Source organism: Paenarthrobacter sp. YIM B13468, assembly GCF_042788025.1.
Classification (GTDB): domain Bacteria; phylum Actinomycetota; class Actinomycetes; order Actinomycetales; family Micrococcaceae; genus Arthrobacter; species Arthrobacter aromaticivorans.
In genome coordinates this window covers 26,260-46,990 of the sequence record NZ_JBHZPI010000012.1, presented here as the reverse complement: position 1 = coordinate 46,990, position 20,731 = coordinate 26,260, and the positions used below count along the sequence as shown (strand labels likewise).

The window sequence follows — 20,731 nt, the reverse complement described above, 5'->3', positions numbered from 1 at the left end:
GCTCTTCATGGTTACCTTCGGCATTCTCGAACCGGCCACCTTCTTATCAGCAACAACGTTCTCCATCGTCTTTCACCAAGGTGTCGTGCCCTGCCTGGTCGCGCTGGCCTTCCTGGTCCCTCTCACCGCAGGAGCGTTCGACCTTTCAGTTGGGGGACTATTAGCGCTCAGCCTCTCCCTCTGCGTGTTCCTCAATATCGCGACCGATCTTCCGATCCTATTTATTGCGGTTATCGCCCTCCTGGCAACCTCCGCAGTGGGAGCGTTATCGGGCTTTATCGTCGTTAGATTGCGCATCGATTCGTTCATCGCCACGCTCGGAGTAAGTCAGCTTCTTCTCGCGGGTTCGATCCTGATCTCGGGGAACTCACAGATCATTGGCCACTTTCCAGATTTCTGGGCCGCGCTGGGCATCGATCGATTTCTGGGCGCTCCAATCATCATCTTTTTCCTGCTGGCGGTATCACTTCTACTGTGGTTCATCTTCGAGCACACACGCATCGGCCGGTACCTCTTCGCCACCGGTGGGAATGCGGAAGCCGCCCGCCTCGCCGGTGTCCCAACAGATCGGATGATCTGGGGTTCGTTGATCGCGTCGGGCTTCATCGCCGGCCTCGGAGGCATCGTTCTATCAATGCAGTTCGCGGTGTTTGCTCCCACCACTGGGCCGGGGTACCTCTTCCCAGCAGTCACGGCCGTTTTCCTTGGTGCGTCCCAATTCCAGCAACGACCAAACGTGTGGGGGACATTGGTGGCGTACTTCGCCCTAGCCTTCGGCATTCAAGGACTCACCCTGGCCGCCCCCTCCGCATCCGCTTGGAGCCAGCCGCTGTTTCAAGGTGCGGCACTAATCCTGGCGGTCGCCCTCGCCAGTCGTCACTTAAGGCAGCTTCGCAGGGGACGGCATCCCCGAAAGACCGATCCGCCTAGCGTCCGTCGCAGCCCTGCGAAGGCAGCACTGCGATGAGCCAGGAGGTCCGCGAGGGAGTTGTAGTGTTACGTGGGTTCAGCAAAGCATTCGGCGACGCCCTGGTTCTCGATGACGTTTCGCTGGACATCCGTCGGGGCGAAATCCACGCCCTGCTCGGCGGCAATGGCTCCGGCAAGTCGACGTTGATCAAGATACTGTCGGGATTCCACACGCCCGAGCCGGGCGCCTTAGTTGAAGTCGACGGCGCACCTGTGAGTCTCGAACGCCATGGTCTCGCAGACGCCGGATTCCGCTTCGTACATCAAAACCTAGGCCTAGTCGACGCACTAAACACAATAGAGAATCTGGGGCTTGGAGTCGGCTACCCGACGGGTGTGCTGGGCCGCATCCGATGGCGTGCCGCGCGCCGCGACGCTGAAGAGCGCTTGCGATCGCTGGGCTACGAGATCGACGCGCGGATTCCCGTCGGCGAACTGTCGGCAGCACAGCGAACTGCCGTCGCAGTCGCTCGAGCACTTCACGACTGGCGGAGCGCGAGGGTTTTGGTATTGGACGAACCGACGGCAGCAATGCCGGTCGGGGAGTCGACGGCGCTGTTCGACATGATGGACCGGTTACGGCGCTCAGGCATGTCGGTGGTTTTCGTCTCGCATCACCTCGACGAAGTTTTCGCGATCGCGGACCGAGTGACAGTCCTGCGGGATGGCCAGCGGGTCGCGACCATCCCCACTGCCGATATCGATAAGTCTCAACTCGTCTCGCTGATGCTCGGGGATGTCGAGTTTGCCGAGCTTCCCGCTAAAGAAATACGCGGCACAGGGCCTGTTCGGCTGGAGGCGAGCGGGCTGTCCGGCGCAGTGATCCAGCAAGCGGATCTGCAAGTAAGGGCGGGAGAAATCGTGGGTATCTCCGGGCTGACTGGCTCCGGGCGAGACGAACTGCTGCAGCTGATCTTCGGAGCATCCCGACGCAGTGGTGTCATTCGAATCAATGGGCAGCCCATCGACTCGGGAGATCCCCGGGCCTCGATCCGAAACGGGATGGCTCTAGTCGCAGCCGATCGCGCGCGGCAGTCGAGCATCGGGACGCTGAGTGTAAAGCACAATCTGACATTGACAGACGTGAGTCGGTTCAGCGGAAAATTCGGCCTCCTCAGCGACAGACGCGAGGAGCAGGAAGTGCTGGGCTGGATTCAGCGGCTGGGAATTCGCCCTACGTCTACAACAGCGGCCTTTGCAACCCTTTCGGGTGGAAATCAGCAGAAGGTGGTGCTTGCCAAATGGCTACGAAAGAACCCTCAGGTGCTTCTGCTCGACGAGCCGACGCAAGGTGTTGATATTCACGCGAAATCGGCAATCCACACCTTGACTATGGAGGCGGCGCATGCCGGGTGCGCCGTCATCGTCGCGAGTTCCGACGACGCTGAGCTCTGTCAGCTTTCCGATCGGGTGCTTGTCTTTCGTGACGGAAAGATCGTCGTCGAACTCCTTGACGAAAAGATCACTCAGACCGAAATAGCACGTCATCAGCACACCGCAATCGCGACGGTATCGCTTTAGGTATTGGCCGCTCAGCGGGCGTTGCCGCCCCTTTCGCTTCAGTCAAGCCTCGGCGTTCTTCCGTCGCCTACACGGCGAGGACCGAAGCAGTCAAAACCCGTAGGAGCCTGTGCCTACCAACCCGTTGAGAAGCGAGGGCTCCCGGCAACTATGAACTGCTCCCCTGAAGTTGGAATGAGAAATTTTCAGTTCCGATTTAAGGGGAGCAGTTTTATGCGTTCGAGAAGTTCTTTGTCTGTGTCGCAGCGACCTGGAGCGCGCCGAACCGGCCGAACTGTTCAACGTGGGGATTGGGGCCGAAATCGACGTACTCGAGCATCCTCAGTTCACGGCGGCGCAGCCCGTAAGCGTAGGCGACCTTGAACGCCGTCGAATCCCTCAACGCCGGCAACCAACGCTTGGAGCGTTTGGAGAACTCCGTATCCACCAGGTCATCAGCGACGTCAAAGAACGTTTGAAGCTCCGCCCTGGTGAACGCCCGCCGGCGCGGCCGCACGGCGTCGTCGGTGGTGTGCCGCGGCGAGTTCCACTCGAACACGACCTGCACCGGAATGTCGGCGAACACCCGTTCGCAAAGGGCTGCCCACCCATAACGACCATCGGTCAGATAAGCACAGAACGCCTTGATCGCTCCAGCGTTGGACCGGAGCGTGGACAACGCCAGGCCATGCTCTGAACTGCGCCTGTCCGCGAAGAACTCGTCCACGTGGTGCGCCGACCACGTCCACGGATACTCGTTTGCGTGGTCCTGGAACCGCTCAATCACACTGCAGGAACTCTTGATATACGCGGTCGAGAGCCCGCGTGCCAGCATCTGCGCACGCAAACCATCAAGCATCGCCTCGAAAACCCGGTCATCGGCCCGCAGCAGCCCAATGTTCTCAGTGTTCAGAAAGGCAGGAATCCGCCCAGGTTCGATAGTCAGGAGCAAAACTCTACGCAAGAATCTCTCATTTAATGAGAGATTACGCCGCTACAACGCGCAATGACGCGGCCGAGCCGATGGCTGTTACTCGACGATGCCCTCAGCACACCCGAAGCTGACGTGGGAAAACGCTGCATGACAGGTCTGGACGAGTTATCTCATCTACTTCTACTCGTCCCACTCGAACGCCGATAACGGACGTTATGTAAGGCAGTAATGACTTTAAGTGCGAATCGTGCACATCGTGAGCTTTCGGGGAACGTCTTGCCGCTCTCCCCTAATCGGTACCTGACATGCAGATTCATTGTGACGTTAGGCCCCCCGGGAACAGCGCGGGTGAGTTCCGTGGAGCGCCTGGATGGCCCGCAGTAAGTGGCCTGTGAGCAGCCTTTTTACCGTTGGTGATTGCGGTTCTCGCAATCTGCGTGCGAAGATCGCAAAGAGCTGCGACGATGCAAGGACTGACCATGGCGCAGGATGATGAGAATGTTCTGTTTGTTCCGTTCGGCGGCGAAGCGCCGGATCCGGAGTCGTTCCTGACGCTTGTCCTGGATGGCTGGGAGCGCCAGCAGCGCGCGAAGGATTTCTCGCCGTCGACTATCCGCACCAGGCGGAACGTCGTGCTGAGCCTCGTGGACTTTTCCGGCCGGTATCCATGGCAGTGGACGTTGGGCGACGCGGACGATTTTTTCTCTCATGCGCGTGCTGTGCGAAATCTGTCCCATGGCACTGTCCGCTCCTATCAGGGTGCGGTGAAGTTGTTTTGCGACTATGCCTGCAGCCCGCACTATGACTGGTGTGGGCAAAGCGCGAAGCTCTTCGGCCAGGTCTTTGCCCAGGTGGTAACCGAGCTGAACCGGGTGACGCACGCGCAGCCGACGGAAGCCCGTCCGGCCAAGCGGCCATTTAGCCAGCGCGAGCTGCAGGAGCTGTTTGATCTGGCCGACCTTGAGGTCGTGCGGATCATGGACTCCGGTCGCAAGGGTGCACTGGCTGCCTGGCGTGATGCGATTGCGTTCAAGACAGCTTATGGATGGGGATTGCGCTCGGACGAACTGCGCCACTTGCAGGTGGCGGACTTTTCGCGCAACGGCAAGGCGCCGTTTCTTGGAGACCATGGCGTACTCCGGGTGCGCTGGGGAAAGCCTCACCGCGGCTCCGCGAAGAAGGTCCGTTCCGTCCTGACGGTTTGGGAGTGGTCCGCGGAAATGGTTGCCGATTGGATCAGGAACGGACTCCCCCGCTATGGGCATCCCGTCACAGACCTCTTCCCAACCAGCGCGGGAAAAATTGTTGGCGAATCACACCTGATCGGCCGGCTCCATGACCTTGTGGACGAGCTGGGGTTCCCGCCGGGCCTGGACCTGCACTCTTTCCGCCGTTCGTATGCCACGCACCTGGTTACCGGTGAGGGTTTCGATGTGGCTTTCGTTCAGCTGCAGCTCGGCCACGAGCACGCGGCCACGACGTCGATCTACACCCTGCCCTCCCCCGACTATCAACGCCTCGCACTTGAGCGGGTGCATGAACGAATCATCAACGCGGCCCTGGAACTGCGCGAGAGGAAACACTGATGAGCAGACGAGAGATCGACTACACCTGGCGGGTCCGCGAGATCATGGCACGCCGCGGGGTCCATACGGCCAAGGAACTCGCCGCCCTATTGCACGATCGCGGCATCACCTTGACCGCCAACGCCATTTGGCGGATCGTGACCCAGGAACCTGAACGGATCTCCTTCAAGGTCCTCGTTGCACTCTGCGATGCCCTGGACGTAACGCCGAACGACCTGATCACCTACACGGCCACCGACACCAAGACCATCCGGCACCACCGCAAAACAGCGACTGGAGATGTCCCGGACATGCGCAACTACCGCCCCGTCCGCGCCCGGATCGTCGATGACGATGACTAGCCGAGGGCGTCCAGCCACCGGCGGCAACGGCTCCGCACGCCCGCCAACACTCACCGATCTGCCCACCCCCAAAAAAAGCGGCCGACCACGCTCAAGCGGAGACTACACCTGCGGTCGGTGCCACCAGCAAGTCGCCAAGATCCGGGTGCACTGGCCCGACGGCCCAGTCTGCGGAGCCTGCTTCACAGAGGCCACCCACAGCCGCGGGAAGTGCCCCAACTGCGGTGAGACCCGCATGCTCCCTGGCCGCTCGCCAGACCAAGAACCCATCTGCCGCGACTGCGCTGACATCACTACTGCCTTGACCTGCACACGATGCAAAAGCGAATCCGAACGGTTCCGGGGCGGTCTCTGCATCCGCTGCACCCTCACAGACGACCTCACGGCAGTGCTCAAACCCAATGATGATTTCCGTCTGCGCCGGCTGATCGGCCTCCTCACCGAAACCGGCAGGCCCGAGAGCATCTACACCTACATGCGCCGCGGCACCAAGGCCCGGGCACTACTCGAAGCAATCGGGGACCGAACACTCAAGCTCACTCACGAGGCCTTCGACGCCCTTCCCCGGTCCACTGCCGCCGAACACCTGCGCGCACTGCTGGTCCACCACCGCATGATGCCAGGGCGCGGCAATGAAAATCTCACCCGCTTCGAACATTGGCTGGCCACAAGGATCAGCAACCTCCCCGACGACGGCACAAGCCAGGTGATCGAACGCTACGCGGCATGGCACCACCTCAAACGCATCCGGGACAAAGCAACAGACCCTGCCGTGAATCTCGAGACCGTTACCCACGCAGCGAAACAGGACATCACCGAAGCAGGCAAGCTCCTCATCTGGCTCCGCGACTCTCACGGCATCGCAGCGGGCGAACTAAGACAAGCCCACATCGACGAATATCTCAGTACCGGGCCCAGCACCCGCAAGCACATCCGTAATTTTGTCCGGTGGCTCAACCGCGACAGCACACGGCGAGGGCACCTCGACGCGCCGTTCCGTCCCGCTCAATCCACGCCAACGATCACTCAAGCCGAACGTATTGAACTCGTGCGCAACTGTCTGGAACACGACCACGTCATAAGGTCCACACGCCTCGCTGGGTTGATCTTGCTGCTCTGGGCACATCCACTGAACAAGATCGTCATGCTCCGCCACGAACACATCAGCATCACTCCGGCGGGCATGCTTCTCAAGCTTGGGACCACGCCGGCCACTATCCCCGCAGCAATAACCGAGATGTTCTGGAGCCAGCGTGAGGGATCTGAGAACCAGAACACGACGAACTCAAATACCTCGTGGCTTTTCCCCGGCACCCGCGCGGGCCAGCACCTTCACCCGGCGACCCTTTCCGAGCGGCTCAAAGTCCTTGGAATCGACGCACAACGGGCCCGAAACGCCACACTCCGCGACCTCACCCAGGAAGTCGACGCCCGAACACTCATTGATCTACTCGACTACAGCCCCGCGGTCATCACACAGCACGCAGCCCGCGCAGCCACGCGAATGTCTGACTACATCGTCTTCAAGCATAATCAGCGTCCTTAACGCCCGCGCATGGCAAGAAAACGGATAACGTACTTCGCCATCAGTAGTCCGCGTATCTCATCAGATGAATCAATTCGTCCGATCCGCTGATCCTGCCTCGCTCGCCTGAATAGCCTTGGGACTCCGCGGATTTGGGGCGGTCAGTTGTGCCGAATGTCGCCGCCTCGATCGACAACCCACGAGGCTATAGACCTGGCGTCTGCCTAACTGAAGAATCTTCGGAAACAAGTACTGAAGAAGCGCAGCCGTTCGGTTGTCTGTATGGTCTCCTCCTAATCGATACTTGTTGATTAGAAGGGAGGTTCTTGGTTTTGCCACTGTGCGACCTGTTCGGGAGTCATCGTCCAAGGATCGAATTCAGCTAGTGCCTCTGGTGGTTCATGGTTCACAGTTTCGACAGCCCTGGCTGCGTCGGCTCGGTCACGTCGTTCACGTGCCGCGAGTATGTCCCTTGGTTCTTGATTCGACAGCCGGACCATCAGGGCTCCAGCAACGTGTATCGCAAGCCACGCGTCAGCCTTGGAGGCGTCGTCTGCCCGATGGTGGTGTGCATTACCACGGTCAGAACGATCGGCATTGAGCCAGTTCACGAGCGGTCTTAGGAGCTGCCTGTCCGCCTGTGTGATGACTTTCTGCCGCGCAGCAGCATCGATCTGATCGGTAATGCTGTTTCCCTGCACGCCAAGAGCTCTGAACATTTCCTGCACTGCAGATGCGGCATCGGTGATGGCAACGTCGGGTTTGTTGTCCGATAAGCGCGAAATTGCGGCGCTGAAGCCGCGAGAGGCTTTAGCAAATTCTGGACTTGAATCAAGGAGAACCGTTGCTGGCTTGACTACGTCCGCGTACATAACGGAGTTGCCACGCTGCACAAAACTTTCGTCGCTGAAATGCCATTCCACACGCTCAGCAAGGAGGACGTCGTTTACCGAGGTAAGGAAGCGATCCACTTCGTATCGAGGTTCCTCATCGGGCGTGTTGAAGTCTCCCTCAATCAGTTCCTTATCACTGCGGCTAAGTTCTATGAATGCATATACAACAGCGGCTAGAGCGTCCAGCCTTTCCACCTCGGAACCTTCGCCCGCCAAACAACGTTCGATTTCCATTGTGACCACCGTCGAACTGCTTCCCGCCACCCAGTGTTCTTCGGCCAGCCTCAACACGCGCCAAGCAGCGTTCGTTGCCCGCCGCAGCAGGGCCGCAACCTTGCGGCCCACTTCGGGAGGACAGTCGTCACGCCATTGAATACCTCTTACCGCCTCCAGCTTCGCCATCTCGGACCGCCTACGCATCTCGGACGGAAGCGGTGCAAAGAGATGGTTCGAGTTCATGCTCCAACCTTAGTTCCACCTAGCGAATACACTGCTGAGAAGAACGACCCGAAACCAGATTTTTCGTGAAGAGGATCCAACCGAGACCCCATCAAGGGAATCTCGCGGGAGAGCCTGGTCCTGGAACGACAAACCACAGGCAGAGTCGCTTCCGACCACGAGCGTCAGTCAGTAGCCTCATTGAGCCGTGCAGTCGTTGCAGAACCAAAGCAGCCCCGACAAATGACAGCCACCAAGGGTGGATCGGGTCCGGGCTTACGAACCCATGCGCGACACCTTCATCCAGATCTAGTGAGATCTATCTAGGGCTAGCAAAGAGATAGAAACAGATTTTTGGTCGGCTCGGGCGCACGCCGACTTCCACCACCAACACGAGGGACGGATCTCTCCTGGCGGAACAGTGTCGCGATGGCCTGGATCGTGACGCGCAACGGGATAAGTTTCTTGGTCATCCCGTGGCGGCTGATGTCGGCAAGCCCTGCAAGACGGTGCTGATGCCATCGAACGCGCCACCGCCGGTCTCCTTGAGAGCCTGCGATGGCACCCGGTCGTGCGGCAGCAACCCAGTACGGCCCCGTAAGTTCCCCCGAGAGGTGGAATCCGGGCATGGATATCACGGCACGAGGCTGCCGCGGCGACAATTCGTGGATCGAGGTTCCTGAAGTCAAGGGGCCGATACCCGGCCCGGAAGCTCAGCGAGGTCAAAGGGATGGTTCTGGACGCGGCAAGTGCCATGGCCGGCCGCCCCGAGGGCGATTTCAGTGTCCGGATCTTCCGTCTCGGACCAAGACCACCGAAGGGACCAGTCTCCGGCCGAACCAGCCCAGGGATTGGCCGGACATGTGGCCGGCCGCGTCTCGGGGTAGCCCGATCTACATCAAGCCGGGCCCGGGGGTGGACGGTAGCATCAGAGGCATGGACACGGACGGCAGCGCGCCTGCGGAACTGTATGCGGACGCGGACCGCTTCAAAGGGCTGACACTGCGGGACCTCGGTATGTGCCTCATCCGGACAGTCTCTCCGAGGAGGAGCGCCCCGAACTGGACGTCGAGACATTCGAGTGGATGGCCGGGCTGAATGAGGATGAACGGCGCCTCGGGCTAGACCGTGCCCGCCTGCTCGCCGGGGCGCTCTGGCAAGCCTCGATCATCCTCATCGATGAACTTTTTGAAGACATTATCGCTCTCTACGACAAAGAAGACATCACCGCCGAAGACATCCAAGAAACACAGGTGCTGTGGACCCTCCCACCGCAGTACGCGGCAAAGTACAACGGACTCTTCGCCCGCCGTTTCCTCATCGTAGCCGCTGATCTCACGACCAAACTCGCCGGCACATGGTCCATGCCCAGCTGCGTAGCCCAGGAACTCACCGTGCGGTGCCTCCTCGACAAAGTCGAACTCGTAACTGACACCCACGACCTTGACCTGGAACCCGATTGGCGGGGCACTTTGACCGACAGGATGCTCGAAGACACGGACAGCGACATGCTCTATAACCCCAGCATGGACGGTTTCCAACACAATCAGCACGTCACCGAAACCTTCCGGCTCGCTCCCATGGCGCTCGAGCACTGGTTCGAACCATTTGGGACTGCCCCGGCTTTTGTTGACTCGGGGTCTTAGGCCGCTATGAGCGCGGTTCGGTTGATTGTTTCATATTCGATTGGCGTGAGTTTTCCCAGCCGTCTTTGCCGTCGCCGGCGGTGGTAGGTCCGTTCGATCCAGGTCGTGATGGACAGCCGGAGTTCCTGTCTGGTGGTCCACCGCTGACGGTCGAGGACGTTCTTCTGTAGAAGCGAGAAGAAGGATTCCATCGCGGCGTTGTCCGCGCACGCGCCGACCCTGCCCATCGAGCCTGTGAGCCCGTGGTGCCGGAGCGATTCAACGAAGCGGCGGGACCTGAACTGGGCGTAATCAACCGGTCGAAGCAACAGTCGCTATTGGGACTGAGCTTAGCTGGTCCGCGAAGGCTTCCGCTGGAGTGCGCCATCCTAGTACCCCGCGCGGCCGGTTGTTGATGATGTCGGCGACAGCTTGGATCTCTGGCGTGCTCCAACGAGATATGTCGGTGCCTTTCGGGAAGTACTGCCGAAGCAGCCCGTTGAGGTGTTCATTGCTCCCTCTCTGCCATGGGCTCTTCGCGTCGGCAAAATAGACCGGCAACCCGATTTCCTGCGTCAGAAGGGCGTGCGCGGACATCTCCTTCCCGCGGTCCCAAGTCAGGGAACGTCGCAGGTCCGCCGGAAGCGGCTCGAAGGTCCGGACGAGTGCGTTCTTCATCGTGACCGCCCCGTAGCCAGCCAATGCTGGCCCATTCTTTGTCGGCTTGACCACTCCGTAACCCTTCTGCCGAGGCAAATGAACGAGCATGGCGAAACGCGTCGTGCGGTCGATCAGAGTCGCGATCGCTGACCGGTTGAGACCAATGATGAGATCTCCTTCCCAGTGGCCTGCGACTTTCCGCTCGTCCGCTTCGGAAGGTCGCTTCTTCAAGGTTGTGGCGTCGGTGACATGCGCCCAGGCTTGCTGACGTGTTCGCGCTCGTGGCGTGCGTTTCGTGCGCCCTCGGCGCAGGTGCCACGCCTGCTGCCTGGTCAGTCCGCCTCGGCTCGGAACATAAAGGGCTTGGTAGATCGCTTCGTGCGAGATCCGCATCGTTGGATCATCCGGGAACTCGACCGGCAGGCGTTTCGCGATCTGCTGAGGACTCCACCCCCTCACCCATTCGCGGTCCTCCCTATGCGGTTTGTTCTTCCCGTCCCAGACCGGGCCGACCGGGCCCAAACGTTCTCCTCCGCCGGATCTGACGTGTCCGCTGAGCTTGTCATTGACGTAATCGCGGAGGTCCTTGTTCGTGATCAGCTTCGCGGTCTTGGGACGGCGGGCTCGTCGTTCGGCATGCCACTGCGCTGTAGACGCCTTGTAGTCCAAGCGATACGTTCTCGTCGACGCGTTCCGACGCAGCTCCCGCGAGATCGTCGATGGGCTTCGGCCCAGCCGGCGAGCAATCTCTCGCACTCCACAGTCTTGCGCACGCCACAACGCGATGTTCTCACGGTCGCTCGAGGACAAATACCGCCCAGACAGTGTCGGGGCCAGCTGAGGATTCACACCGCCAGCGTGCAGGAACCAACGATGCGCGACGGGCTCTGACACGCCCGCCGCGACGCCAGCGTCCCGCGTCTTCGCGCCCGTGGCGATCGCGACCCAGAACCGTACCCGGTCCTCGCGCCAAGCCACCGACGGCCGACCCGGCGAAGGGATCTGCCCTCGATACGCCCGTACCTGCTTCTGACGATTTCGAACCGACATCCAACACCTCCGTGATCAGGTGTTGCTTCGACCGGTTGAATACGCCCTGGGACCCACGGTCCGAATGCACCACCGTCCCTGCCGGGCGGCGCGCCCGCACCGCGTTCTCCAGCGCGGCGACGGCAAGCGAGGACTTCATCCGCGAGTCCATCGAATAACCGACGATCCTCCCGGAATAGACGTCCTTCACCGCACAGAGGTAGAGCTTCCCCTCGGCAGTGGGGTGCTCAGTGATGTCGGTCAGCCACAGCTCGTTCGGCACCGCGGCGGTGAAGTCCCGCTCCACCAGATCATCGTGGACCGGTGGTCCCGGCTTCCGATTCAGGCCACGCTTCTTGGAGAATACGGACCAGATGCCGTGGTCCCGGCACAAGCGCTGGACCCTGTTCTCGCCGACCATGATGCCCTTCTCCGGGAGTTCGTCGGCGATGAACCGGTAACCGAACGCCGGATCGTCGGCATGGATGTCCCGGGCTGCATTGACCAGGTGCGCATCGACCCAGTCCCGTTCCGTCACCGGGCTGGCTCTCCACCGGTAATAGCCTTGCTTGCTGAACTTCAACACCCTGCAGGTCACCGCCACGGGAACACCGTCGGCGGCAAGATCCGTGACCAGCGGGTAGATCTGTAATGGTCAGTAGCCGGCCCGAGGTTGGCTGGCAGGCTGGTCCCGGAGAACGGCGTGTGACTCAGGGTATATCCGACCCGCTCATGCGGTGTCTTGAAAATGACTCGTCCGCACCATTCTCCGGGCACCGGCCTGCCCGCACGGATGACCTGATCAGAAGACTGTCCACCACTTGGGTGTGACTCGTTACAGATGCGTCTCCAAGCGACTCAGGCAGGCTCCTGCCACCTGTCCGGTTCATAAGGAAAAGGAGATCACAATGGCGATTATCGCCGAGGAATTTGCGTTCGTCGTCGGGGTCGACACTCACGCCCGCACCCACACTTTCACCGCGGTTCATGCCGCAACCGGGGCAGTGGTCGACACCGCCGCGTTTCCGGCCACCTCCGCGGGGATGGACCGTGCTATCACCTGGATCCGGCGGCGCACCGGCGGGGAGAGGATCTTCGCTGCTGTTGAGGGCACGTCCTCCTACGGTGCCAGGCTCACCCAGGCCCTGCTTGCCGCTGACATCGAGGTTGGCGAGGTCAGGCCTCCTACCCGCTCATCGCGGGCCCTCACCGGGAAATCGGATCCGATCGATGCCGAAGCCGCAGCCCGTTCAGTCCTGGGGCGACCCCGCGATCAGGTGATGGAGCCACGCGCAGCCGGAGCCCGGACCGCAATCAGAATTCTGTTGGCCTCCCGGTCCCTGCTGGATCACCAGCGCACCGCGAACCGCAACGCCCTCACCGCCTTGATCCGCGGCACCGACCTCGGAATTGACGCCCGGTCATCTCTGCGGGACTCCCAGATCACCACCATCGCCGCCTGGCGCAGCTCAAACATCGTCGACCCCATGGTCCAGATCGCGCGCGCCGAGGCCAAACGCCTGGCTTTGGCCGTTAAAGACATCACGATTCAGCTCGCCGAAAATCACAAGGCCCTGGCCCAGCTCACCGAAGAACTGGCTCCTGGACTGCAAACCATCTCGGGCGTCGGTCCCGTAACAGGGGCGATCATCATCTGTGCGTACTCCCATCACGGCAGGATCCGTTCAGAGGCAGCATTTGCCGCCCTCGGAGGTGTTGCGCCACGCCCTGCTTCCTCCGGCAACACCACCCGGCACAGGCTCAACCGCTCCGGCGACCGGCAACTCAACCGGGCCTTCGACGTCATCGTCCGCACCCGCATGAGCTTCGACACCGAAACCAAGGACTATGTGACCCGCAGCCGGGCAACGGGAAAATCAAACCGCGAGATCCGCCGGAACCTCAAGCGCTACGTCTGCCGCTCCATCTTCCGCCAACTCCAAACCATCATGGCTTGACACAACCCATAGAAGAGTCATTTTGGGTTGATGTCCCTTGCCAGATAGGCAGCAGCGCGGCGCAGGATCTCATTCTCCTGCTCCAGCAGGCGGTTGCGCTTCTTCAGCTCGCGCATCTCGGCAGACTCGCCCGTTGCCGGGCCGGCGCCAGAGTCCTTGCGTTCGGCGATGGCAACCCAGCGCTTCAACGTGGTGACCGAAAGCCCGAAGTCCTTCGCAATCTGCGCCAGCGGCGCCTCGCCCTTGCGGGCCACATCAATAACATCCTGGCGGAACTCCGCCCCATAAGCCGTGGGCATGGTCAACATCCTTCCACGAGCACCAGCTCGCTAGGTCAAGGAGTCAACAAAACCGGGGGCAGTCCCTTTCGGGAGAATCGGCAGGTCGCACCCTACGCCCAGACGAACTAGCCCGTACTCGACCTCCCACTAACTCCTTCACCACGACTCTGCGCCGGCGGACAATGAGGCGCCCAGAGTTACTGTTTCGTTTGTAGGCGAGCATTCCCCTAAGCTCGAGCAAGATGCTCCGCTAGGAATGCTGCCGAGCACCTGCCCCAAATCAAAGCCCGCATCTGAAGGAAGCCCACGATGACCGCTGAGGCCACCCGTGAAGCAAAGGCGCCCACGGCGTTTCAAAGAGTTGCAGCCGCTTGGAAGTGGCTCATACGCCCATCTGCTCTAGCATGCGCCGCCATCTTCCTTTTCGGTGCTGCCTTCATTCTTTGTACCTTAGCGTTGAACTCAGGCTCAGAAGATAAAACTTCGGACTGGATAAGTGCATTCGGAACAGCCTTTGGGGCAGCGCTAACGGGCGGTGCACTTCTGGTCGCCGCATTCACCTATCGGCACCAAGTCGACGAGAGGATCCGCATTGCGGCTGATAACAGGAAAGCACAAGCAAGGGCTGTATCCGTTTCAATAAGAAAGAAACCTGGATACGACAAAATGCTTCAAATCCAGGTTCTAAATAACAGTAACTTATCGATTAACAGTGTCTTTTTGATTCTTCTCGATAAGAAGCGAAGAGAATGTCACCAGGAGACATACCATTTGATGGTTCCCGGCTCAGAAGAGGGATTTGACCGGGACGAGCGCATCGTCGGCGCAGCCTATGCAAACTTCATAGACGCTGATGGCAGGCGCTGGCGTAGCTGGTTCAATGGTGACTTGGAGGAGCGATAGCCTGTCTCCACGAAGGTTTCAGAGATCCCAGGTTCACGGAGCACGCCTGTCGTGTCCGCTCTGGTCTCGGACGAGAGAATCATGAACTATTCGGCGTGCGTGCTGACCGCGCACTCTTCACTCCCTCCCCCAAAAGGACGTATCTGGGGTCCTGGATCACCCTTGAATCATTTCAGTCTTCGGCGAAGTTCCTTCGCGGAGAAATGATGCTCAATTAGTCTAAAAGCCAAAATGCACGAAATAATGCAGGCTCTACGTGCCTTTGGTTTCTGCCCTATCGTAGCCCGTTACAGAGGCTGAATAGCCTTCGCGCTTCGGGCCGCTGTTCGAGAGTCTGCAGCCTCCTGCAGCCTCTGAAGTTCGGCGCGCGACTGGTATACACCATGGAGGATCAAGTCCATGAATTCGAGGATGCTGTCCGCGTCCAGAGAGTCTACTGGTTTCGCTTAAATCACCGTGGGCCATGTCATTGCCGAACACCCGGATCGTATGCGCTGTCTCCTTGGTGAACTCATCGATGAGTCCCGTCTCGTGGAGCTTGTCGATCTTTTGGTAAAGGTTTCCGTTCTCAATTCCGTTGTCCTTCGCCACGGATTCAATCACGGATCTCGCCATAAGAATGGTAGACATCAGCGCATCAATACTTCTGCGTCGGTGGGCCTCTGACGCGGGTATCGCAACAGACTCCGGAACATCCTGATAGTCCTGACCCTTTAGATACGGAGGCGACCAGTGCGTGGGAGGGTTCTTACTCCAGAAATTCATCAAACTCTGGATGTCTGTACGAGAAGGACCACTTCCGTGCGTAACCGAGCCTATATTGAACCTTAGGCACTTGTCGCAGCGGAAAACCGATTCAACCCAGAACGATCGGCTGGGTCCTGCCGGTGCCAGGTGAACGCCCCCGATCAGTGTCATGTGGCTAATCGTGCCGCAGCGCCCACAAGCAGTCGTGGTCAATTCGCCTCTCCCATTCGTTGAAATCCGGAATCCTCCGGTCAACGATATGTGGCTGCTGGGCTGCCCAAACCTTTGGGGTCGACAACTGGCAGCTAATACAGGCCATGAACCACGGAGTGGAAGGAACGGCAAACACACCGGACGTTGTCGGTAATGGTCCGCCTGACTCTTCATCGTCATAGCTGACCCCGACTCGTGTACCGTGACGAACGCTCCGAAACTGCGCGCTATATGGGTTAAGCGCGATGACAGCTCGACATTGCCAGATTCCGTTCTGCGCTGGCGCGCGGGAGTCGACGACGCCGCTGTCGAAGTTGAGACAAAGGCAGTCGGCAGATGGGGCAACGTCGTTATACCCTCGGGCGCCCGAGATGAGTCTGGTTCGCTTCTTCCCCTCATGAATGTCGGATACGAGGTGCTCGCGCCCGAGGGTATGGTTTTCCTGCTCAAGGAGGGGTGATCGCCCCGCTTCAATCTAAGGAGCGGGTAAGGCAATCGAGCCCTGCATGTCAGGACGCGGCGAAACCGAGAATCTACCTTCAGGCGTGCGATTGGAGAATCCACGTAGCCTCCCGGACGGGAGCAGAGCTCCCGGCGTCTCGGGTATCGTCTCTCGGAACCCTGTCCCCAAACCCGGTGTAACCGGCACTGCTCATTTGGCCTTCATGTGAAACGCACGAAACCTGTCAACCGCCATTATCAATTCCACAGGCTGCGGAAGATCTAACTCCAATCCACCTTCGCTCACAATTCCAGTACAACGCATTTCACCGCCTCCAAGTTCGATCGCAAGGTCGGCGAGAAGCGTCTTGCCAATCCGACTTAGATCCCTTTCATAGAGGTAGCCAAAGAACCTCTGGTCAAGGTCTCCACCGAACTCGTCCGGTGCTGCAACGGAGATTGCATTTGGGTTGTAGTCGTTGTCTGGGCGGTGGACCAAGGCCAGTTCAACGTGTACGCGTTCTTGTTCTAGAAGCTCACGCCCAACGGCTCGCTTCGTGTAGTCCTCAATTCTGTCAGCTGCATCGTGCCACCGAGCAAACTTCCATGAGGATCCTCCAGGCGGAAGGACAGCCTTGCCATCAACTAATTCGATTCTGTAGGGCACTTCTTGGACTCTCACTTTCGCGGCCCGGCGGGGACTCATCCGTGTTTCATTTGGTCGTGGTGGCCGGAGCGATCTCGGTTGCCTGGTTTCAACTTGCGCTCAGCATCGTCGAGGCGAATGCGGTTTCAAGTCTCAGTAGCAGGACATTGAGTCCACACGGAATGACGCGCCTTGCCCTGATAGGTCAGTGAAGTCCAGTTGAGCCTGTTCGCCGGCTGCCAGCGCCCCGGTAGTGCGTGCCCCGTTGTATACGGATACGCCACTTGCCGAGATGAACGATGCTCGAACCCCAATCCCCCGCGGGCATCCCCCGGTCTTGTTGTTGGTCACGACCATGTAGGTGCACCCGTACCGCGTGGACGGGCAGAGGTAATTTTCTTCGGGTGTAGCGAAGTAGAGATAATCGGACACGTATGTCCAGCCCTGCTTCTCCATCGCTATCCGGTCTGCCTTGGCCCTCTCCGCCTCGGCCTTGGCCAGTGATGCGGCAGCATCCCGTTGTGCCCGGGCTTTGTTGGCAGCTTCTGCTGCGGCTGATTGACTCGCTCCTGCCCTCGATGAGGCAGCACTACTTGCTTGTGCTTCGTGTGCTGCGGCAGCGGAACCTTGAATGCCAAAGAAGATGAACGCGCCAAGCACGGATGCAATGGCAAGGGATCCAATGACGATCAACGTGATGATTAGAGCCCTGGGCGGCTTGGGATGCTGCGGTGCAGGCGGCATGGCGGGATAGGGATAAGTCATTGAAGGGCCCCCGGTTAGAACGGTGATGTTGGTGAATTCTAACTGCTAGGAATCGATGAAGCCGCTGGCTGCCTCCCAGTACAGCGGGTCGGATCCGGCTGGAACGTCACGACCGCCATCCTTGACCTCCTCAGCAGTCGGGCCCCAATAGGTTGACGGAATCATTATTATCGGCGTTTGAGTGGGACGAGTAGAGGTAGATGAGACAACTCGTATCAACGTGTCATGGGGCGTTTTCCCACGTCAGTGACCGGTGCGGGTGTGATGGCATAGGGTGGAGTGAGACGCATGCCAAGGCCGAAAGAAGTCGTCCTCCACTGAAATTTCGCCCGTCCAGACGTGCCAACCACTAGTGCCATCAGAGGACGGGTGGCGAAGTCCGTGCACCGGCCAGTCCCATTCGTTCCAGGGGTCGTGACGCACCGAGCACGTCTTTTTGTTCATCAGTCGGCATAACGCCATTCTGCCGGGAAGATATGTGATCGCAGGCGGCATGAACTCGTCCCACTTCAACACCCCTGCCAGTCAGAATACGGTAGAAGTGGCTTCCAAAACTCCGGCTTCGAATGTGTGACCGTGCAGGCCACGAGCGGCGAACGGTGGCGTAACCTACCCCATCAGTCGTATCCGGGCCCCTGAGCGTGCGGGGCCATGGGCTGGGGCCCGGCCACGGTTTGTTTACGCGGCAGAGGTCCTCACGAGTTCGACCGCGTACACCCCGGTCAGCACGATCCCGAGGATGCCGAGTACGACCGTCGCCGAGCGCATAGTTATTGTGTACGCCCGCGGGGTGAAACGATCGCGGAAGCGCGCGAGCAGCAGCGCCACGACCGCTTTCGCCCCGATCAGGGCTAGGTAAAACGCGGCAACCAGAGACAACGCGCCGAGCGGTACCGATTTCCACTCGCGCAAGAACAGTGGTCCAAGCACAGTCGCCCACGTGATCCAAGGGTGAGGGCTGAGCAAGTTCACCAAGGCGCCCTGGAGGAGAGTACGCCACCCGTCCGTCCGCGGAGGCACGACATCAGACACGACCTGATCGACCGTTGCACCACGGTGCCACTGCAGCCCGGCGGAGACGGCCAAGTACAAACCTCCCAGCAACCCAATCACCGATAGCGTCCAATACGGCAGCCGGTCGAGCGCGAGGACTACCAACACCACGACGACCGCGTCCGAGAGCACCGGCGCCACGGCCGTCGCCATTCCTCCACGCCAACCGCGGCGGAGTGTCTGTGCCACAACGAGAACGAGCAGCGGCCCGGGACTGACACCCGCCGTGGCGCCGAGCGACAAGCCGATTAGAAGCGCATCCATTGTTGTTTCCTCAAGTGGACTGTAAGCATCATAATAACTATTATTTCACCATAATTATGCACGCACAACTAAAGGTAAAACGATGAAGATTGGTGATGCGGACGATCTCGGCACGCTGGCTGACCTGCTACTCGACGTCGCACGGCTTATTCGAATGGTCGAACCCCTCGGTGAGGTACCAACCTTGACTGAGACGGAACAGATGGTCATGCGCGTTGTCGACCTCGCGCCAGGGTCGACGCCAAGCGAAATTGCGGACCGGTCCGTCCTCCAACGGCCCAATGTCAGCGCTGCGCTCCGCAGCCTTGAGGCCAAAGGACTCGTCGATCGCACCGAACGGGCCGGACGGAACGTCGTTGTCCGGCCGACAAGGGCTGCTGCCATCGCGCTCGAGCGGCTTCGGACAGCCCTGCGCGACGTGATGATAGAGGCAACGGAGGAAGCCGATATCGAAGAATTGTTGGCCCTCATTGCACCACTGCGCAAGCTGGAGCTGAGACTCTTCGCACTGCGGCGCCCGAGTCGGACGCAGATGAGCAGGTCCGACCTTCCGTAGCAGCGCGGCCCCGTATTGTCCTCTTGATGGGTGCACTCGGACGGGCGGCACGATCTACGACCCATAAGAGCCAGTTCCTGGTCCCCGAGGTCACTAGCCGGGGAAACCTGCGCGCCCTTTGCCGTTCCGGAGAGCCCTGGGAATTGCCAGGCACTCTTATGCGCTGGAACTATGATCGAGTTACGACCGGGTCGGGACACCGAGGAGTGCGGCGGCGAGGCGCCCTTTCTCAGGGTAGCTCGTGACTGACACATATCGGACGGTGCAAGGTTCCTCCGTCTGATCAGGCACGTATGTGAAGGCCGGAGTCGGAAATGCTATGTGCGTGGTCCTGGATCCAAATACGTGACACTCGAATCGGCCAAGGTCGCAACTTCTGCAGCCACCGCTCCCTACACGGGCGCAACAATCTGGTATTACACCGGAACTGCTGGCGGTCTTCTCAACCCTGCCAGCACCAGCTACAACCCAAATGCATGGAATGGCTGCGGTACGGACACTCCTTTGGCTGATGGGTGGACGACAACGCCGCCGGCCAACCTTAGTACGGTGACGTCATGACCTTTCAAAACCAGGCCCTTATTGACCAGGGGACGTCTGCCAACGGAATGCTTGGCCTGCTGGTTTCCCAGAAGATCAAGAGCCCGGTCGCGATTGGCCAGGACATCTGGTCGTGGGGTTCATATGTGTTGAACGGCGTTGTAGCCGAGGCCGCCGACGGCACTGAGGGAGTCGCCGCCGCGACTGCGGGTGGGGTGGATCTCGCTGTTCTCGACATCGCCATGCCTCAGATGACCGGCATCCAGGCGGCGCGGCAAATAGCGCGTCGCGCCCGACGTCCGGATCCTCATCCTTTCGACGTACGACAACGAGCAGTACTTCTTCGAGGCGCTGCGCGCAGGCGCCTCTGGTTATGTGCTCAAGTCGGTCGCCGATCGCGACCTGATCGAGGCATGCAGGGCATCTATGCGCGGGGAGTCCTTCGTCTACCCCGGAGCGGTCACCGCACTCATCCGCGACTATCTGGAGCGCGACCGCCGCGGCGACCGGATGCCGGACAGCATCCTCACGCCACGGGAGGAGCAGGTCACGAAACTAATCGCAGAGGGAAACTCCACCAAAGAGATCGCCGAGATCCTCAGGATCAGCGTGAAGACTGTCGACCACCACCGGGGTAACGTCCTGCAAAAGCTAGGGTTGCGCGACCGGCTGGACCTTACAAGATTCGTTATCCGCGCCGGGATCATCGAGCCGTAAGTTTGACCCGACCACCCTCCGTCGTAGCTGTCGTAGTGCATTTGTCCCGCCGGTCCTAGCTTGATGGAATCTGCTTATCGACGTTTGAGTGGGACGAGTGGAAGTAGCTGCGAGAACTCCCGCCCCGTAACGAATCCAGCGTTTCTG

18 protein-coding genes and 4 pseudogenes are annotated in these 20,731 nt (G+C 59.9%); 12 read left to right on the top strand and 10 right to left on the bottom strand.

The genetic code is table 11. The annotated features are described in order from the left end of the window. The first annotated feature begins 7 nt into the window (after window positions 1-7). The gene (locus tag ACFX4T_RS12825; RefSeq protein WP_377652215.1) at window positions 8-967 is read left to right on the top strand and encodes an ABC transporter permease; all 960 of its coding nucleotides are present in this window, start codon (window positions 8-10) and stop codon (window positions 965-967) included. Beyond that, window positions 964-2,490, top strand: a complete 1,527-nt coding sequence (locus tag ACFX4T_RS12820; protein ID WP_377652214.1) for a sugar ABC transporter ATP-binding protein — start codon at window positions 964-966, stop codon at window positions 2,488-2,490. The genes ACFX4T_RS12825 and ACFX4T_RS12820 overlap by 4 nt, the downstream gene beginning before the upstream one ends. Window positions 2,491-2,701: 211 nt before the next feature. Here the strand turns inward: ACFX4T_RS12820 and ACFX4T_RS12815 are convergent, their stop codons facing one another. Next, window positions 2,702-3,433, bottom strand: a complete 732-nt coding sequence (locus ACFX4T_RS12815) for a hypothetical protein (RefSeq protein ID WP_377652213.1) — start codon at window positions 3,431-3,433, stop codon at window positions 2,702-2,704. Window positions 3,434-3,882: 449 nt separating this feature from the next. On the opposite strand from ACFX4T_RS12815, the gene ACFX4T_RS12810 reads away from it, so the two are divergent. From ACFX4T_RS12810 to ACFX4T_RS12800, 3 genes are all read left to right on the top strand, one after another. After that, a complete protein-coding gene (locus tag ACFX4T_RS12810) occupies window positions 3,883-4,989 on the top strand; it encodes a tyrosine-type recombinase/integrase (protein WP_377652212.1) in 1,107 nt (368 codons plus the stop codon). After that, window positions 4,989-5,330 (top strand): helix-turn-helix domain-containing protein, encoded by a 342-nt coding sequence (locus tag ACFX4T_RS12805; protein ID WP_377652211.1) that lies wholly within the window; start codon window positions 4,989-4,991, stop codon window positions 5,328-5,330. The genes ACFX4T_RS12810 and ACFX4T_RS12805 overlap by 1 nt, the downstream gene beginning before the upstream one ends. A gap of 388 nt (window positions 5,331-5,718) precedes the next feature. After that, window positions 5,719-6,876, top strand: a complete 1,158-nt coding sequence (locus ACFX4T_RS12800; RefSeq protein WP_377652210.1) for a hypothetical protein — start codon at window positions 5,719-5,721, stop codon at window positions 6,874-6,876. Window positions 6,877-7,166: 290 nt separating this feature from the next. On the opposite strand, the gene ACFX4T_RS12795 is transcribed toward ACFX4T_RS12800, so the two are convergent. Further along, window positions 7,167-8,207 carry a hypothetical protein gene (locus tag ACFX4T_RS12795; protein ID WP_377652209.1) on the bottom strand — a complete coding sequence of 347 codons (1,041 nt, stop codon included), beginning with the start codon at window positions 8,205-8,207 and terminating at the stop codon, window positions 7,167-7,169. 998 nt (window positions 8,208-9,205) lie between these two features. Here ACFX4T_RS12795 and ACFX4T_RS12790 point away from each other — a divergent pair. Beyond that, window positions 9,206-9,832: a hypothetical protein gene (locus ACFX4T_RS12790; protein WP_377652208.1), complete on the top strand. Its 627-nt coding sequence runs from the start codon at window positions 9,206-9,208 to the stop codon at window positions 9,830-9,832. On the opposite strand, the pseudogene ACFX4T_RS12785 reads toward ACFX4T_RS12790, so the two are convergent. The 3 genes and pseudogenes from ACFX4T_RS12785 to ACFX4T_RS12775 all read right to left on the bottom strand — a co-directional run. After that, window positions 9,829-10,119, bottom strand: a pseudogene (locus ACFX4T_RS12785) (integrase core domain-containing protein); the annotation flags it as partial. The gene ACFX4T_RS12790 and the pseudogene ACFX4T_RS12785 sit on opposite strands and share 4 nt — an antisense overlap. A gap of 4 nt (window positions 10,120-10,123) precedes the next feature. Further along, a complete protein-coding gene (locus ACFX4T_RS12780) occupies window positions 10,124-11,521 on the bottom strand; it encodes an IS30 family transposase (protein ID WP_377652207.1) in 1,398 nt (465 codons plus the stop codon). A gap of 43 nt (window positions 11,522-11,564) precedes the next feature. Then, a pseudogene (locus tag ACFX4T_RS12775) lies at window positions 11,565-12,155 on the bottom strand (IS3 family transposase); the annotation flags it as partial. A gap of 253 nt (window positions 12,156-12,408) precedes the next feature. On the opposite strand from ACFX4T_RS12775, the gene ACFX4T_RS12770 reads away from it, so the two are divergent. After that, complete coding sequence (locus ACFX4T_RS12770) at window positions 12,409-13,458, top strand: IS110 family transposase (protein ID WP_377652206.1); 1,050 nt, start codon at window positions 12,409-12,411, stop codon at window positions 13,456-13,458. 20 nt (window positions 13,459-13,478) lie between these two features. Here the strand turns inward: ACFX4T_RS12770 and ACFX4T_RS12765 are convergent. Next, window positions 13,479-13,757 (bottom strand): annotated as a pseudogene (locus ACFX4T_RS12765) (transposase); the annotation flags it as partial. A gap of 291 nt (window positions 13,758-14,048) precedes the next feature. Here ACFX4T_RS12765 and ACFX4T_RS12760 point away from each other — a divergent pair. Beyond that, window positions 14,049-14,642 (top strand): hypothetical protein, encoded by a 594-nt coding sequence (locus ACFX4T_RS12760; RefSeq protein WP_377652205.1) that lies wholly within the window; start codon window positions 14,049-14,051, stop codon window positions 14,640-14,642. A gap of 252 nt (window positions 14,643-14,894) precedes the next feature. On the opposite strand, the gene ACFX4T_RS12755 is transcribed toward ACFX4T_RS12760, so the two are convergent. From ACFX4T_RS12755 to ACFX4T_RS12740, 4 genes are all read right to left on the bottom strand, one after another. Continuing rightward, complete coding sequence (locus ACFX4T_RS12755; RefSeq protein ID WP_377652204.1) at window positions 14,895-15,407, bottom strand: DUF4145 domain-containing protein; 513 nt, start codon at window positions 15,405-15,407, stop codon at window positions 14,895-14,897. A gap of 847 nt (window positions 15,408-16,254) precedes the next feature. After that, window positions 16,255-16,710 (bottom strand): hypothetical protein, encoded by a 456-nt coding sequence (locus tag ACFX4T_RS12750; protein WP_377652203.1) that lies wholly within the window; start codon window positions 16,708-16,710, stop codon window positions 16,255-16,257. A 132-nt stretch (window positions 16,711-16,842) separates the two neighbouring features. Beyond that, window positions 16,843-17,454: a hypothetical protein gene (locus ACFX4T_RS12745; RefSeq protein ID WP_377652202.1), complete on the bottom strand. Its 612-nt coding sequence runs from the start codon at window positions 17,452-17,454 to the stop codon at window positions 16,843-16,845. Window positions 17,455-18,132: 678 nt separating this feature from the next. Beyond that, on the bottom strand, window positions 18,133-18,771 hold the full coding sequence (locus tag ACFX4T_RS12740; RefSeq protein WP_377652201.1) for a LysE family translocator: 639 nt from the start codon (window positions 18,769-18,771) through the stop codon (window positions 18,133-18,135). Between the two features lie 82 nt (window positions 18,772-18,853). On the opposite strand from ACFX4T_RS12740, the gene ACFX4T_RS12735 reads away from it, so the two are divergent. From ACFX4T_RS12735 to ACFX4T_RS12720, 4 genes and pseudogenes are all read left to right on the top strand, one after another. After that, a complete protein-coding gene (locus ACFX4T_RS12735) occupies window positions 18,854-19,327 on the top strand; it encodes a MarR family winged helix-turn-helix transcriptional regulator (protein ID WP_377652200.1) in 474 nt (157 codons plus the stop codon). Window positions 19,328-19,672: 345 nt separating this feature from the next. Further along, window positions 19,673-19,888 carry a hypothetical protein gene (locus ACFX4T_RS12730; protein ID WP_377652199.1) on the top strand — a complete coding sequence of 72 codons (216 nt, stop codon included), beginning with the start codon at window positions 19,673-19,675 and terminating at the stop codon, window positions 19,886-19,888. Beyond that, window positions 19,885-20,100: pseudogene (locus ACFX4T_RS12725) on the top strand (hypothetical protein); the annotation flags it as partial. The gene ACFX4T_RS12730 and the pseudogene ACFX4T_RS12725, both read left to right, overlap by 4 nt. Before the next feature lie 142 nt (window positions 20,101-20,242). Beyond that, window positions 20,243-20,584, top strand: a complete 342-nt coding sequence (locus ACFX4T_RS12720; protein WP_377652198.1) for a response regulator transcription factor — start codon at window positions 20,243-20,245, stop codon at window positions 20,582-20,584. Window positions 20,585-20,731 lie beyond the last annotated feature (147 nt).